The organism is Amycolatopsis ultiminotia, assembly GCF_039536925.1.
Lineage (GTDB): Bacteria > Actinomycetota > Actinomycetes > Mycobacteriales > Pseudonocardiaceae > Amycolatopsis > Amycolatopsis ultiminotia.
In genome coordinates this window covers 16,704-30,939 of record NZ_BAAAZN010000011.1, presented here as the reverse complement: position 1 = coordinate 30,939, position 14,236 = coordinate 16,704, and the positions used below count along the sequence as shown (strand labels likewise).

General features: G+C 71.6%; 13 protein-coding genes. 6 read left to right on the top strand and 7 right to left on the bottom strand.

The annotated features are described in order from the left end of the window. Positions 1-153 precede the first annotated feature (153 nt). The 3 genes from ABD793_RS24170 to ABD793_RS24160 all read left to right on the top strand — a co-directional run bounded on the left by ABD793_RS24170 (position 154) and on the right by ABD793_RS24160 (position 4,166). On the top strand, positions 154-1,437 hold the full coding sequence (locus ABD793_RS24170; protein WP_344863774.1) for a bifunctional glycosyltransferase family 2/GtrA family protein: 1,284 nt from the start codon (positions 154-156) through the stop codon (positions 1,435-1,437). Further along, positions 1,434-3,296 (top strand): ArnT family glycosyltransferase, encoded by a 1,863-nt coding sequence (locus tag ABD793_RS24165; protein ID WP_425548769.1) that lies wholly within the window; start codon positions 1,434-1,436, stop codon positions 3,294-3,296. Before ABD793_RS24170 ends, ABD793_RS24165 begins: the two co-directional genes overlap by 4 nt. A 162-nt stretch (positions 3,297-3,458) precedes the next feature. Beyond that, positions 3,459-4,166 (top strand): PP2C family protein-serine/threonine phosphatase, encoded by a 708-nt coding sequence (locus tag ABD793_RS24160; RefSeq protein ID WP_344863770.1) that lies wholly within the window; start codon positions 3,459-3,461, stop codon positions 4,164-4,166. Between the two features lie 182 nt (positions 4,167-4,348). Here ABD793_RS24160 and ABD793_RS24155 read toward each other — a convergent pair whose 3' ends face one another. The 4 genes from ABD793_RS24155 to ABD793_RS24140 form a co-directional block, all read right to left on the bottom strand. Continuing rightward, a complete protein-coding gene (locus ABD793_RS24155) occupies positions 4,349-4,771 on the bottom strand; it encodes a hypothetical protein (protein ID WP_344863768.1) in 423 nt (140 codons plus the stop codon). Then, positions 4,768-4,962 carry an HC3 family zinc finger protein gene (locus ABD793_RS24150; RefSeq protein WP_344863767.1) on the bottom strand — a complete coding sequence of 65 codons (195 nt, stop codon included), beginning with the start codon at positions 4,960-4,962 and terminating at the stop codon, positions 4,768-4,770. Before ABD793_RS24150 ends, ABD793_RS24155 begins: the two co-directional genes overlap by 4 nt. Positions 4,963-5,152: 190 nt before the next feature. Next, a complete protein-coding gene (locus ABD793_RS24145; RefSeq protein ID WP_344863765.1) occupies positions 5,153-5,776 on the bottom strand; it encodes a maleylpyruvate isomerase family mycothiol-dependent enzyme in 624 nt (207 codons plus the stop codon). Positions 5,777-6,291: 515 nt separating this feature from the next. Continuing rightward, the gene (locus tag ABD793_RS24140) at positions 6,292-7,137 is read right to left on the bottom strand and encodes an MmyB family transcriptional regulator (RefSeq protein ID WP_344863763.1); all 846 of its coding nucleotides are present in this window, start codon (positions 7,135-7,137) and stop codon (positions 6,292-6,294) included. A gap of 101 nt (positions 7,138-7,238) precedes the next feature. On the opposite strand from ABD793_RS24140, the gene ABD793_RS24135 reads away from it, so the two are divergent. Continuing rightward, a complete protein-coding gene (locus tag ABD793_RS24135; RefSeq protein WP_344863761.1) occupies positions 7,239-8,003 on the top strand; it encodes an SDR family oxidoreductase in 765 nt (254 codons plus the stop codon). A gap of 1 nt (position 8,004) precedes the next feature. Here the strand turns inward: ABD793_RS24135 and ABD793_RS24130 are convergent, their stop codons facing one another. Both ABD793_RS24130 and ABD793_RS24125 read right to left on the bottom strand, forming a co-directional pair. After that, positions 8,005-9,465, bottom strand: coding sequence for an amidohydrolase (locus ABD793_RS24130; protein WP_344863759.1), 1,461 nt, complete (start codon positions 9,463-9,465; stop codon positions 8,005-8,007). A 190-nt stretch (positions 9,466-9,655) separates the two neighbouring features. Further along, entirely contained in the window at positions 9,656-10,807 is a 1,152-nt protein-coding gene (locus ABD793_RS24125; RefSeq protein WP_344863757.1) for an ROK family transcriptional regulator, read from the bottom strand. A gap of 75 nt (positions 10,808-10,882) precedes the next feature. Between ABD793_RS24125 and xylA the strand changes: the two genes are divergently transcribed. Further along, positions 10,883-12,031 carry a xylose isomerase gene (gene xylA, locus ABD793_RS24120; protein WP_344863755.1) on the top strand — a complete coding sequence of 383 codons (1,149 nt, stop codon included), beginning with the start codon at positions 10,883-10,885 and terminating at the stop codon, positions 12,029-12,031. A 350-nt stretch (positions 12,032-12,381) separates the two neighbouring features. Continuing rightward, a complete protein-coding gene (aspS, locus tag ABD793_RS24115) occupies positions 12,382-13,626 on the top strand; it encodes an aspartate--tRNA(Asn) ligase (protein ID WP_344863753.1) in 1,245 nt (414 codons plus the stop codon). Between the two features lie 4 nt (positions 13,627-13,630). Here aspS and ABD793_RS24110 read toward each other — a convergent pair whose 3' ends face one another. Continuing rightward, positions 13,631-14,083: a MarR family winged helix-turn-helix transcriptional regulator gene (locus ABD793_RS24110; protein ID WP_344863751.1), complete on the bottom strand. Its 453-nt coding sequence runs from the start codon at positions 14,081-14,083 to the stop codon at positions 13,631-13,633. Positions 14,084-14,236 lie beyond the last annotated feature (153 nt).

Below are 14,236 nucleotides of genomic sequence, written 5' to 3'. Positions count from 1 at the left end.
GCACCGCGAAGACCCCTGGACGGCCGCTGCGTCCGGGGGTTTTCGGCGTGCCGGGCCACCGCGGTCAAGATCACCTGAGCGGTTGCAAGACCCACAGCCCCCGCACAGGAACACCACAAGGTCACCAAAGCACCGCCGACGACGGTGAACAGCATGAACGCCACCGCCCCCTCCCGCAGCAGCGACGGCGCCGTGCCCGCACCGCGGCCCGGGACCACCCCGGTCGGCCTCCGCGGACCGCAACCCGTCCTCGACATCGTCATCCCGGTCTACAACGAACAGGCCGACCTCGAACCGTGCATCCGCCGCCTGCACGGCTACCTCGGCGAACGCGTCGGCTACCCGTACCGGATCACCATCGCGGACAACGCGAGCACCGACGCGACGCTGCCGGTCGCCGAACGGCTCGCCCGCGAGTTCCCCGAGGTCGAAGTGCAGCACCTCGACGAGAAGGGCCGCGGCCGGGCGCTTCGCACGGTTTGGTCCGCGTCGGACGCCGCGGTGCTGGCTTACATGGACGTGGACCTGTCCACCGATCTCGCCGCCTTCGGCCCGCTCGTCGCGCCGCTGCTGTCCGGGCATTCGGACGTCGCGATCGGCAGCCGCCTCGCGCGCGGCGCCCGCGTCGTGCGCGGACCCAAGCGCGAGTTCATCTCCCGCTGCTACAACCTGATCCTGCGCAGCACGCTCGCTGCGCGGTTTTCCGACGCGCAGTGCGGTTTCAAGGCCATCCGCGCGGATGTCGCGAAACGGCTGCTCCCGCACGTACAGGACACCGGGTGGTTCTTCGACACCGAACTGCTCGTGCTCGCCCAGCGCGCCGGGCTGCGGATCCACGAGGTTCCGGTGGACTGGGTCGACGACCCGAACTCGTCGGTCAACCTGATCGCCACCGCCACCGCGGACCTCAAGGGCATCGCACGCATCACCCGGGCCACCTTCACCGGCGAGATCCCGATCCACCGGCTGCGCGAACAGCTGGGCAGGGAACCGATCGGCGTGCAGGCCCCCGGCGTGTCCCCCAGCCTGGTCAAGCAGCTGGTCCGGTTCGCCGCGGTCGGCGTCGCCAGCACCGCCGCGTACCTGCTGCTGTTCCTGCTGTTGCGGACCGGGATCGGCGCTCAGCCGGCGAACTTCCTCGCGCTGCTGGTCACCGCGATCGCGAACACCGCGGTCAACCGGCGTGTGACGTTCGGGGTCCGCGGACGCGCGAACGCCGGGCGGCACCAGTTCGAAGGCCTGCTCGTGTTCGGCCTCGGACTCGTGCTGACCAGTGGCTCGCTCGCGCTGCTCAACCACACCACGCATCCCGGAGTCGTACTGGAGACCACCGTGCTCGTGCTGGCCAACCTCGCCGCCACGGTGCTCCGCTTCCTGCTGCTGCGCGGCTGGGTCTTCAACCCCCGCCGCCGGCGTACCGCCACTGAGGAGTCCTGATGACCGTCCTGTCCGCTCGTCCCCCGGCCCCGCAGACGCGGGATCCCCGGCACCACAAGGACAAAGCCCCGCCGTGGGTACGCCCGGCGGCACTCGGGCTGCTGGTGCTCACCGCGGTGCTGTACTTCTGGGACCTCGCCGCTTCGGATTACGGCAACTCGTTCTACGCGGCCGCCGTGCAGAGTGGCACGCAGAACCTGGAGGCGTGGCTGTTCGGCTCGCTGGACCCGGGCAACGTGCTCACTGTCGACAAACCGCCTGCTGCGCTCTGGGTCGGCACCGCCTTCGCGCGGATCTTCGGGTTCTCCAGCTTCACCGTGCTGGCCCCGCAGGCACTCATGGGCGTCGCCTCGGTGGGCCTGCTGTACCTGACCGTGCGCCGGGTTTCCGGTCCGGTACCGGGGTTGCTGGCCGGCGCGGTGCTCGCGCTGACCCCGGTGGCCGCGCTGATGTTCCGGTTCAACAACCCGGACGCGCTGCTCGTGCTGCTGCTGATCGCTGCCGCCTACGGCACGGTCCGCGCGATCGAAAAGGCGAGCCCGAAATGGCTGGTGTTCGCCGGGGTCGCGATCGGTTTCGGCTTCCTGACCAAGATGATGCAGGCGTTCCTGGTACTGCCCGCGTTCGCGGTGGCTTACCTCGTGGCCGCGCCGACCTCGCTGGGCAAACGCCTGCTGCACCTGCTTTCCGCAGGCGTCGCGGTCGTCGTGTCGGCGGGCTGGTTCGTGGCGCTGGTGGAGCTGTGGCCCACCGCTTCGCGGCCCTACATCGGCGGTTCGACCGGGGACAGCCTGCTCGAACTGGCGCTGGGCTACAACGGTCTCGGCCGGATCTTCGGCGGGGAGGGCAACGGCGGCGGAGGCGGCGGTTTCGGCGGGGGCGGCCCCGGCGGCAGCGGGAACACGATGTTCGGCGGCGCCTCCGGGCTGGACCGGATGTTCGGCGCGAGCTTCGGCACCGAGGTCTCCTGGCTGCTGCCTGCCGCGCTGATCGGCCTTGCCGCCGGGCTGTGGTTCACCCGCCGGGCCGCGCGCACCGACCGCACCCGCGCGGCGCTGCTGGTCTGGGGCGGCTGGCTGCTGGTGACCGGGCTGGTGTTCAGCTTCATGGGCGGCACCATCCACCCGTACTACTCGGTGCAGCTCGCCCCGGCGATCGCCGCGGTGGTCGCGATCGCCGGACATGCACTGTGGCGCGGCCGTGCCCACCTCGCTCCGCGCGTGATGCTGGGCGCGATGATCGCGGTGACCGCGGTGTGGGACTTCATCCTGCTCGACCGCACACCGGACTGGTTCCCGGCGCTGCGCTGGGTGATCGTGGCACTCGGGCTCGTCGTCGCGACGTTCGTGGTGGTGGGACTGCCGCGGATCCGCACGCTGATCACGGGCTTGGCCGTGGCCACGGCACTCACCCTCGGCCTCGGCACCGCCGCCTACGGCGTGGAGACGGTCGCCGTGCCGCACAGCGGTTCGATCCCCACCTCCGGTCCGGCGAGCAGTGCTTCCGGCGGGATGATGGGCGGTCCCGGGATGGAGCAGAGCGACAGCGCCGTCGGGCAGCTGCTCGCGCGGACCACGACCACATGGGCCGCCGCGACCGGCAGCTCCCAGTCGGCGGCGAGTCTCGAACTGGCCAGTGGCAAGGGCGTGATCGGCATCGGCGGCTGGTCGGGCACCGATCCGGCGCCGACCCTGCAGGAGTTCCGGCAGTACGTGGCTGCCGGAGAGGTCTCCTACTACGTGGACGGTGGCCGCGGCGGCGGTCCCGGCGGCGGGTCGGACGAGATCGCCGAATGGGTCGCGGCGAACTTCACCGCGACGGCCGTGGGCAGCCAGACCGTCTACCGGCTCGTCCCCTGAGCACTGCTGCGGAAGGCCGGTCCCCCGAGGGGACCGGCCTTCCGGTGTGTCCGGCCCGACCGGATCGACAGGGCGGCCATCGGAAATCCTCAGCCTGCTCCCAGGAACGACGCGCATTCTGGAAACACGGAGAGTTACCCGTCCGAGTCCGGGGAGGTCGCCATGACCGGATATCCACGCTGGCACACCGCGAGCGAGCAGGGTCCGCGCGAGCGCAATGCCGACGCGGTGAGCGCCTACGCCGCGGCGGGCGCGCCCGGGATCACGTTCGCGCTCGCCGACGGGGTCGGAAGCGATCCGTCCGCGGGCCGCGCCGCTCGGGTGGCCGCGTCCGCGGCGGCGCGCACCCCGGTGTCCGAAGGCCCGGCCGCCGCGGTCCGCACCGCCCAGCAGGCGCTGCGGGAGCTGGGTGGCACCGGCGACGCCGTGCTGGTGGTCGCGATGCCGTTCCCCGGCGGCTACCGGATTGCCTGGGTCGGCGACGCACGCGCGTACTCGTGGAACGGCAGCATGGTCCGCAAGCTCACCGAGGACCACACCATGGCCGAGTACTTCCGGGCACGCCGTCAGCCGTACCCGCCGCGGATGGAGCACGTGGTGACCACGAGCGTGCGCACCACCCGTCCGCACGAGATCGGCACCACCGAGGTGGTGGGCGGCGGTCTCCTGCTGACCAGCGACGGGGTGCACAAGGTCCTCACCCCGGCCACGATCGACGAGATACTGGCCGACCCGGCCCGTGGTGCGTCCGGCCTCGTGGCCACCGCGATCGCCGTCGGCGGCCGCGACAACGCAACGGCGCTGTTCGTGGAACCCCCGGAGGTGGACGTGGCGGCCGTGGTCACCGAACCGTTTCCGACTGCCGCCTGATCCCGGTGCGCGGGCCGGCGCAGGCCCGGCCGACGGCCGCCCGGGTCCCGGAGCCCGGGAGCGACGCGGCCCACCAGCACGATGATCAGCGCGTAGAGGACCCGCTCCCGGCGGAACGCCCGGCCGCGAGAACGCCGGGCAGGTCTCTCGCGTAGCACCACCGCACATCCGGAGCCCGCCGGTCATTCTCGCCGCCCGGTGGAGTCCTGCCGTTCGCGGCAGGATTCGCAGCGTTCGTGCCGCACCGTGCGGTCCAGCGGATCTCGCCCGTAGAACGGGAAGCACGCGGCACCGCACAATGCGAGGAACACCGGACCGCACCGCAACGGCTGCGGACCGACCTGGTGCGCGACACCGAGTGCCCGCCGCCGGGCCCCCGCCTCCGGGAGCCACCCGTGCGCGGGCAGCGTGGCGAGTACCTCGGCGTTCAGTTCGTCGGCCCGTTCGACCAGTGCGCCACCCAGGTCGAGCAGCCGCTCGCCGAGGTCGCGCACCACGTCCGGGCGGGGTGCCTGCACATCGAGTGCGCGGGCCAGGAACTCCAGGTCCGTGGCGAGTGCCGCCTGCAGATCCCGGATCCGCGCCAGCAACCGGAGGGTGGTCATAACCGGCTCAACCACACCGAATTGCACTCGGCACACGTCGGATCGAACCAGTGCCCGCCGAGCTGCGGCACATCGCTCGGCGCCACGGTGACCTCCGCCCCGCACAAGGCGACGAAGGTCTCCTCGGGTCGCGGCGGGAACGGGCCCTCCAGGGCGTGCCGTTTTCCCTCCGCCTGCTGCCATCTGTACACCGGATTCCCTCCCCTGTGGTGTGAGGGCTATTCCGGGTGTCATCGAATGCCGACGCAAGCCCCGGTCCGGATGAATTCCGGCGCGGTGGGATTCCGGCCACGCCACTGCGGTTCCGGCCGGGCAACACCCGGCGCGTCACCTTTCCCGGCGAACCGGGCGTCACCGGATGTCGACGCGCGAAGGCGGGCGCTACGGTTCGGTCCGGGAGACCAGCAGGTCCACCCCCGGCCCGCGAAGGTCCGCGGTCGCCGCGCGGCGACCGGCCAGTGCCAGCAGCAGAGCCTCCGCGGGACCGCGGACCTCGGCCCCCTTCCCGGCGGACCAGTCCAGGTCGGTGGCGACCGCGTGCAGGCCGGGGAGCCGGCGGGCGGCCCCGACCGGCAAGGCGAACAGCAGGACCCGCAGCGCACCGGCGAGGCGTTCCGGCGGGATGGTGCGCGGCAGGCCCAGCGGACGCCGGATGTCCTGCTGGTGGATCAGCCCGTCGAGGAATCCGATCATGCCGCCGAACGCGGCAGGCAGGCCGCGAGGCCGGGGGTTGCGCCGCAGTACGGCGATCAGGTCGCCCGGGGCAAGTGCACGGTACTCCTCGAGACCGAGTGCGTTCGCGCGATCCGGCGAGAACCTCGCCCGCACCAGCCGCCGGGCCAGTCCGCGGGCGCCGATCTCGTCGTAGCTCACCAGGTGCGCCACGACCTCGTGCACCGTCCACCCGGTGCACAACGTCGGCGCCGCCCACTGCTGCGGTGTCAAGGTACCCAGGAATTCCGCGAGCTCGGCGCGTTCCTCGCGGGCGAACCGGCGCAGGTCCATTCCGCCGCTCCCTCGTTGTCGGTGGCGGATCGATGGTACGACCCGCCGGCGGCAACCGTCGGGAACTCGTGGGCGCAGCCGGCGCGGCACGCGGCAGGTCACGATGCGAGAGCCAGCTCGTCCGCAGTGACCCGCGACCGGCGTCCACTTCGGACAGTTATTGGAACTTCGCCGCGCTCGCGCCGAATGCCTCGATGGTCACCGGACGGCCGGATCTCGACTTCTCGAACATCGGCGCGCTGATCAGGTACCGCCCCGACCCAGGCGCAGCACCGCGAACGTCTTCCACGGCGTGCGGTCCACGCGTACATCCACGGCGCGTGCCACTTCGCCGGTCGAATGACCTCCGTTGCTCGACGACCCGGTTGAGCGAGCCCTGTCGATCGAGGTTGCCCGGCCGATGACCGGGGTCGATCCACGGCCGGGACCGGGGCTCGAGCCGCGGCCGCACGTCCGGGATCGCCACCGCACCGCAGGTGCCGGATCGCCGGCACGCCGCACTGCGCGCGAGATCGCTAGCGCACGTCCTCGAACTGCTGCTGCCCCAGCACACCCAGCAGCTGGATTTTCTCGAACGCCTCGGTGCGCGGCGGCGCGGTGAGCACCAGCAGGGCCTGGGACTGGTCCTCGGTGAACAGCACCTGGCAGTCGACCTCGATGTCGCCCAGCTGCGGGTGGACGAGCACCTTGTGGTCCTGGAACCGCTTCGCGACCTCGTGCCGTTCCCACAGTTCCGCGAACTCCGTGCTCTCCCGGCACAACGCGCGCACCAGCTCCCCCGCCCGCGACTGCGGTCCCATCGAACCGTGCGCGACCCGCAGGTTCGCCACGAGCGCACGGCTCTGCCGGGCCCGGTCGTGTTCCGGGTAGACGCGCCGTTCTTCCGGGTCGGTGAACCAGCGGTAGATCTCGCTGCGGGCAAGGCCGGTGTAGCGCAGCCGATCCCCGTAGAGCGCTTCCGCCAGCCGGTTCTGCACAAGCGTCTCGCCGAGGTTGGACAGGATCAGCGCGGGCGTGTCCGACAGCCGGTCGAGCACCCGCAGCAAAGCAGGCGCGACGTGCGTGGCCGCGACCATCGGCGTCGGCGCGTTGCGGCCCGCGACGCGGAACAGGTAGTCCCGTTCGTCGTCACTCAGCCGCAGCGCACGGGCCAGTGCGGCCAGCATCTGCTCACTCGGCTGCGGTCCGCGCTGCTGTTCCAGCCGCGTGTAGTAGTCGGTCGACATCGCGGTGAGCGCCGCGACTTCCTCGCGCCGCAGGCCGCGGGCCCGACGGCGCGCCCCGGCGGGCAGCCCGACGTCGGCCGGCCGCAGCTGCTCCCTGCGACGGCGCAGGAACGCCGCCAGCTCCGCTCGATCCATCCCACCAGTATCCGGCCCGGCCGCGGTCCGAGCCAGGGATCGCGCGTCCCCCGATGAGCGCTCTCTGGCGAGCTCGCCGCGCGCCGCCGAAACTCACGGACATGAACATCACCGGAAACACCGTCTTCATCCCCGGTTCGACCAGCGGGATCGGCCTCGCGCTCGCACTCGAACTGCAGGCCAAGGGCAACACCGTGATCATCGGCGGACGGCGTACCGACCGGCTCGCGCAGCTCGCCGCCGAGCACCCCGGCCTCGGCACCGTCGAGATCGACAGCACCGATCCGGCCAGTATCCAGTCGGCGGCCAAGGAGGTGCTGGCGACCTACCCCGATCTGAACGTGCTCGTCGCGATGGCGGGCATCATGCGGATCGAGGACTGGCACCGGCCGGAGTCGTTCCTGGAGAACGCCGAAGCAGTCGTCACCACCAACGTGCTCGGCCCGATCCGGCTGATCGCCGCGTTCGTGCAGCACCTGCAGACCCGGCCGGACGCCACCATCGTCACGGTGTCCTCCGGGCTCGCGTTCACCCCGCTGAAGGTGACCCCGAGCTACAACGCCTCCAAGGCGGCCATCCACATGCTCAGCGAATCGGTGCGGCTGCAGCTGGCCGACACCTCGGTGAAGATCGTCGAGCTGGAGCCGCCGTCGGTGCGCACCTCACTGCTGCCCGGCCAGCAGGAGAGCGACTTCGCGATGCCGCTGGACGAGTTCGTCTCCGAGGTCGTCACGCTGCTGGAGACCCAGCCGGACGCCCGCGAGATCCAGGTCGAGCGCGTGAAGTTCCTGCGTTACGGCGAGGCCCGTGGCGACTACGACCAGGTCGTGGCGACGCTGAACTCGGCCGACCCGCACGGGAACTGACTCACGCGAGGTACACCGGTTTCCCGCCGACGATCGTCGCGGACACCGGCAGGCCGCGCAGTTCCGCAGGGGAGAGCCCGCTCGGATCGGCCGCCGCGAGCACCAGGTCGGCCACCTCGCCGACCGCGACCGCACGGCGGCCGCCCGAGGCCGCGGCCAGCGCTTCGGCGAGCGGGATGGCCTGTTCCGGATGCCACGGCGGCCGGTCGTCGTCGGTGCGCCCGACGGCCGCGGCGATACCGTCCCACGGGTCCAGCGGCGCGACCGGCGCGTCCGACCCGATTTCCAGCCGGGCACCGGACTCCAGCAACGCGCGGTAGGGATAGGCCCGCGCGGTGCGGCCCGGCCAGTGCCGGTCGGCCACGTCCCGGTCGTCGGGCTGGTGTGCCGGTTGCACACTCGCCACCAGGCCCAGCGCGGCGAACCGCGGCACGTCCTCGGGCCGGAGCAGCTGGGCGTGCTCGATCCGGCCGCCACAGCCGACTTCCGCGAACGCGTCGAGCGCGATGGTGTTCGCCCGGTCGCCGATCGCGTGCACCGCCGGGCTGAGCCCGTGTGCAGCGGCCCGGCGCAGCAGCGGCACGAGCTCCTCCGGCGGCAGCTCCAGCAGACCGGCGTCGCCGGAGCCCGGGTAGGGATCGTGACAGTAGGCGGTGCGGGTGTTGAGCGAACCGTCGACGAACAGCTTGAACGGGCCCACCGTCAGCAATCCGTTCCCGGTTTCGAGGACGTCGCCGGTGCGGTGCCCGCGTTCGATCGTCCGGTCCAGCAGGTACCGGGCGATCACGCAGGAAACCCGGATCGGCGGTGGCTGCTCGCCGGCGCGGCGGGTCCAGTCCGCGACCGTGTCCGCGTATTCGTAGTCGACGACGCGGGTCACGCCCCGTGCGGCGGCCGCGGCCAGCGCCTCGGCGACCCAGCGGTCCTCGACCTCCACCGGTGCGGACGGCAGCGCCGCGGTGGCGCTCATGCAGTCGTTCTCCAGCAGCACCCCGCTCGGGTGGTCGCGGCCGATCAGCCGCAACGCCGCAGGACTCAGCCACAGCGTGTGCAGATCGGCGCTGAACAGCGCGACCGCCCTGCCCGGCAACGCACGCTCGAGCAGGTCCTTGTGCGGACGGTCCGGCCACAGCCCGTCGCGGAAACCGGCGCCCACCACCAGCTCCCCCGGCCGCCCCGGCGTGGCGAGCAGCCTTTCCATCAGCAGCTCCACCGCCCCTGCCGCCGAGCGAGCCGCGTCCAGCGCGATCCGGCGCCGGAAACCGGCCCACTGCACCAGATGAGCATGCGCGTCGACGAGCCCCGGCAGCAGCGTGCCGCCGTGCCCGTCGAGGACTCGCGCGGCGAACCCGGATCCGGTGCCGGGCTCCTCGATCGCCGCCACCAGCCCGTCGCTCACCCGTACGTCGGCGAGCTGCCCGCGCAATCCGACCCGCACCCGGCGGAGGAGAAGATCATCCATCCGCCCAGCCTGCCAGCTCGGGCCCGTTCGGGTGAATCAGGTGGATCCGGCGGAATTCCCGGGTATCCGGCCGATGTTGGCATGAACGCATCTGGCAGCCGTCGCCCGCCGAAGGGTCAGGGCCGGTTACGAGCGCCGCCTTCATCAGCCGCGCAGGGTTCGACTCCCTCGGTTGCCACCGGAAAACCGGTCACCGGACCGGGAACGAGGCCGGATCGGCGAGCACACGGTGGATCGTGGTGCCCGCCGCGCCGAGAGTGGCGGCGGTGGCACCCAGGGTGGACGGGGCCAGCACCGGCACCGAACCGCGCAGCGGGCCGAGCCGGTCCGCGAGCACGGATTCCGCGGCCGGGGCCAGCCAGCGGAACAATGGCCCGAAGATCCCGCCGAGCACGATCCGGTCCAGATCGAGCAGGTTGACCGCGGACGTCAGCGCCAGACCGAGGGCTTCCGCCGCCGCGGCGACCGCACGCACCGCCCTCGGGTCGTCGGCCGCCAGCTGCCGTACGAGGGCCTCGACCGTGCGCACTCCCGCCGCGGTGAGCACTGCCTCCTGTCCGGCATAGGTTTCCAGGCAGCCCCTGGCGCCGCAGCGGCATCCGGGACCGCTCGACGAGACCACCACGTGCCCCAGTTCGCCGGCAAGGCCGCGGGCGCCGCGGAACAGCTCCGAGCCGACCACCAGGCCGGCGCCGATGCCGATTTCCCCGGACACGTAGAGGAATTCCGGTGATCCGGCGCCGAACCACAGTTCGCCGAGCGCGCCGAGGTTCGCCTCGTTCTCCAGCGACACCGGTACCGGCAGCCGGAGCAGGTCGGCCGCGCGCACGTCGCGCCAGCCGAGGTTGGGGGCGCTGGCCAGCACCCCGTCGGCCACCGGCCCGGACACCGCGAGCACCGCCCCGGCGAGACTCAGCCCGGCCGCCTCCGCCTCGGCGAGCAGGCCGTCGGCCAGTTTCTGCAGCGACCGCAGCACCCGCGCGGGGCGGCGACCGCGGTTGTCCCGCTCGATCCGGCGGGAAAACCGGACCGTGCCGGACAGATCGAGTACGCACCCGGCGAGGTAGTCCACATTGACCTCGAGTCCGAGCGAGGCCACCCGCGCCCCGCTGAGCACCACCGAAACCCCCGGTCTGCCACGCTCCCCCACGCGCGCCGGTCCGGTCTCCGCCAGGAACCCGGCGTCCACCAGATCACCGACCAGTTTGGACACCGTGGACTTGGTGAGCCCGGTCAGCTCCGCGAGCGCGGCCCTGGTCAGCGGAGCTGCCCGGTGCACCTCGCCCAGCACCAGCCCGAGGTTGCGCGCCCGCATCGCGTCGTGCCGCACCGGCTGCGTCATCGCACCCTCCTCTTGACGGACCGGCCCGCTCACCGGATATTTAGTCTACAACGTGAACTAAATGAAGGGACAGTCATGGACGACTACGCCCCCACCCCGGCCGACCGTTTCTCGTTCGGCCTGTGGACCGTGGGCTGGCCTGCCGCCGATCCGTTCGGCGTGGCCACCCGCCCGGCACTGGACCCGGTGGAGAGCGTGCACCGGCTGGCCGAGCTGGGCGCGTACGGGGTCACGTTCCACGACGACGACCTGCTCGCCACCGAGCCGGACCGCGACACCGCGGTGGCCAGATTCCGCCGCGCACTCGACGAAACCGGTATGCGGGTGCCGATGGCGACCACGAACCTGTTCAGCCACCCGGTCTTCAAGGACGGCGGACTGACCAGCAACGACCGGGACATCCGCCGGTACGCGCTGACCAAGGTGCGGCGCAACCTCGACCTCGCCGCGGAACTGGGCGCGCAGACCTACGTCGTATGGGGCGGGCGCGAGGGCGCCGAATCGGATGCGGCGAAGGACGTGCGCGCCGCGCTCGCCCGCTACAAGGAGGGCCTCGACCTCCTCGCCGAGTACGTGGTCGCGCAGGGCTACGACATCCGGTTCGCACTGGAGCCCAAGCCCAACGAACCACGCGGCGACATCCTGCTGCCCACGATCGGCCACGCGCTCGGGTTCATCTCGCAGCTGGCGCGCCCCGAACTGTTCGGGCTCAACCCGGAGGTCGGCCACGAGCAGATGGCCGGGCTGAACTTCGTGCACGGCATCGCACAGGCACTGTGGCAGGGCAAGCTCTTCCACCTCGACCTCAACGGCCAGCACGGCCCGAAGTACGACCAGGACCTCATCTTCGGCCACGGCGACCTCACCAGTGCGTTCTTCCTCGTGGACCTGCTGGAGCACGGTGGCTACGAAGGACCGCGGCACTTCGACTACAAGCCGCTGCGCACCGAGGATCCCGCGGACGTCTGGGTGTCCGCGGCGGCGAACATGCGGACCTACCTGATCCTCAAGGAGAAGGCAACGGCGTTCCGCGCCGATCCGGAGGTGTCCGAAGCGCTGGCCGCCTCGCGGGTACCGGAGCTGGCGACGCCGACGCTGGCCGAGGGCGAGACGCTCGACGATCTGGCGGCGGAGGACTTCGACGTGGAGGCCGCGGGCAAACGCGGCTACCACTTCACCCGGCTCAACCAGCTGGCGCTGGAGCATCTGCTCGGCGTCCGCTGATCCGCGCTGCCCGGCCCCGGTTTCCGTGCGCCACCGCGGAAACCGGGGCCGCCGGGAAAACCCCGCGACACCGGCACGTCCGGTGGGTTAGCTTCACCCGCAACACGTCGACGGAGACGAGTAGCGCGAGGCGGGTGCGGAGGACAGAGAGCTGCCGCCGCTGAGAAGGCAGCACCGCGGCCCCGCGTGAAGACACTCCCGAGTGCGGGGAGGAAATGCCCCGCCGGCCGGCCACCGTGATCGGGCCCGAACGAGGCTGCCGGCACGCCCGGCGGCGAAGGTGCGGTGGTACCGCGAGTTCCCTTCTCGCCCGCACTCCCAAGGGGTCGCCGAGTGCGCTCAGGAGAACCATGAGTACCCGCACCCCGGTGGCCCGCCTGCGTGCACACGTGGGCGCCACCGTGACGATCGCCGGCTGGGTACACCGCCGTCGAGTACTGAAATCCGTGACGTTCCTGGTCGTCCGGGACCGGTCCGGCACCGCGCAGGCGGTGTTCGGCGAGCCGCCGGAGGTCACCGAAGAGACCGTGGTCCGGCTGACCGGCCGGGTCACGGACAACCCGCGGGCCCCGCACGGGGTGGAGCTGACCGACCCGGAGCTGGAGATCCTGTGCACGCCCGCGCGACGGCCGCCGTTCGACCTCTACCGCCCCGAAGTGCCTGCGACACTGCCGACGGTACTGGACCACGCCGCGTTCGCCTTGCGGCATCCGTTGCTGCGCAAGCGTTTCGAGCTCGCCGCGGCGAGCGTCGCGGCGTTCCGGGCGGCACTGGACGACCGCGCGTTCACCGAGATCCACACCCCGAAGATCGTTGCGACCGCCACCGAGTCCGGCGCGAACCTGTTCCGGCTGGACTACTTCGGCAGGCCCGCCTACCTCGCACAGTCACCGCAGTTGTTCAAGCAGGCCATGGTCGGCGTGTTCGAGCGGGTGTACGAGGTGGGGCCGGTCTTCCGCGCCGAACCACACGACACCGCCAGGCATCTCGCGCAGTACACCAGCCTGGACGCCGAATTCGGTTTCATCACCGACCACCGCGATGTGATGGCCGTGCTGCGCGACGTCGTGGCCGCGATGGCGGAGGCGGCCGGACCGGCCGCACCGGCCGTGCCCAGCCCGATTCCCGCAGTGGACTTCGGTGCGGCGCAAGAACTTCTCGCCCGGCACACCGGCGAGGACCCGCGCGGCGAACCGGATCTCTCCCCGGCGCACGAACGGTGGCTCGGCGCATGGGCCGAACGCGAACACGGCTCGGCTTACCTGTTCGTGACCGGATACCCGATGGCGAAGCGGCCGTTCTACACCGAGCCGGACCCGGCGGATCCGGCCCGCTCGAACAGTTTCGACCTGCTCTTCCGCGGTCTGGAGCTGGTGACCGGCGGCCAGCGCAGGCACCGGTACTCCGACTACCTTGCCGTGCTCGGTGACTCGGCCGGGCAGTACGCCGACTACCTCACCGCGTTCGCGCACGGCATGCCACCGCACGGTGGTTTCGCCATCGGCCTCGAACGCTGGGTCGCCCAGGTGCTCGGGGTGACGAACATCCGCGGGACCACGCTCTTCCCGCGCGACCTGCACCGGCTGCGGCCCTGACGCTTCACTTCGCCGCGAAGGTCAGCGAGTTCAGCGCGGAGACCAAGGGGGCAAGCTCCGGCAGCTGCCCCGACTCCGCGAGCGCATCGGCAAGCACCTCGTCGTGGGTCGGCCGGGCGGCGGCGAGCAGCTGCTGTCCGGCCTCGGTGACCTCGGTGTAGATACCGCGCCGGTCGGTCGGGCACAGATAGCGGGCGAGCAGGCCGCGGTCCTCCAGCCGGGTGACCAGCCGCGTGGTCGCCGACTGGCTCAGCACCACCGCGTTGGCCAGCTGGTTCATCCGCAGGTGGAAGCCGTCCTGGCGGGCGAGCACGTCGAGCACCGTGTACTCGCTCACCGACAGCTCGTGGTCGCGTTCCAGCGTGCGCTGCAACCGGTCCTCGATCCGCGCGTGCAGCGCGGCCAGCGTGCGCCAGCCCTGCGCGCGGGCCTCGACGGCGTCATCGGCCAGTGACACGGTTCACTCCTCCTCCGGGCCACCCGCGGTTGCGTGGCCCGCCGCCGCGAGGCACCATTGACGCGTCTGCAAATAAACGCGCGTGCAAGTATTGCCAACGCCTCTAGTTGTCGTTAGGCACTATACCCGCGAAGGCCCGGAGGAGTCTCCATC

What these genes read in the sequence shown, in the direction of transcription:
- ABD793_RS24170 (WP_344863774.1), top strand. Translation starts at nt 154, where the DNA reads ATGAACGCCACCGCCCCCTCCCGCAGCAGCGACGGCGCCGTGCCCGCA.
- ABD793_RS24160 (WP_344863770.1), top strand. Translation starts at nt 3,459, where the DNA reads ATGACCGGATATCCACGCTGGCACACCGCGAGCGAGCAGGGTCCGCGC.
- ABD793_RS24155 (WP_344863768.1), bottom strand. Translation starts at nt 4,771, where the DNA reads ATGACCACCCTCCGGTTGCTGGCGCGGATCCGGGATCTGCAGGCGGCA.
- ABD793_RS24145 (WP_344863765.1), bottom strand. Translation starts at nt 5,776, where the DNA reads ATGGACCTGCGCCGGTTCGCCCGCGAGGAACGCGCCGAGCTCGCGGAA.
- ABD793_RS24140 (WP_344863763.1), bottom strand. Translation starts at nt 7,137, where the DNA reads ATGGATCGAGCGGAGCTGGCGGCGTTCCTGCGCCGTCGCAGGGAGCAG.
- ABD793_RS24135 (WP_344863761.1), top strand. Translation starts at nt 7,239, where the DNA reads ATGAACATCACCGGAAACACCGTCTTCATCCCCGGTTCGACCAGCGGG.
- ABD793_RS24130 (WP_344863759.1), bottom strand. Translation starts at nt 9,465, where the DNA reads ATGGATGATCTTCTCCTCCGCCGGGTGCGGGTCGGATTGCGCGGGCAG.
- ABD793_RS24125 (WP_344863757.1), bottom strand. Translation starts at nt 10,807, where the DNA reads ATGACGCAGCCGGTGCGGCACGACGCGATGCGGGCGCGCAACCTCGGG.
- xylA (WP_344863755.1), top strand. Translation starts at nt 10,883, where the DNA reads ATGGACGACTACGCCCCCACCCCGGCCGACCGTTTCTCGTTCGGCCTG.
- aspS (WP_344863753.1), top strand. Translation starts at nt 12,382, where the DNA reads ATGAGTACCCGCACCCCGGTGGCCCGCCTGCGTGCACACGTGGGCGCC.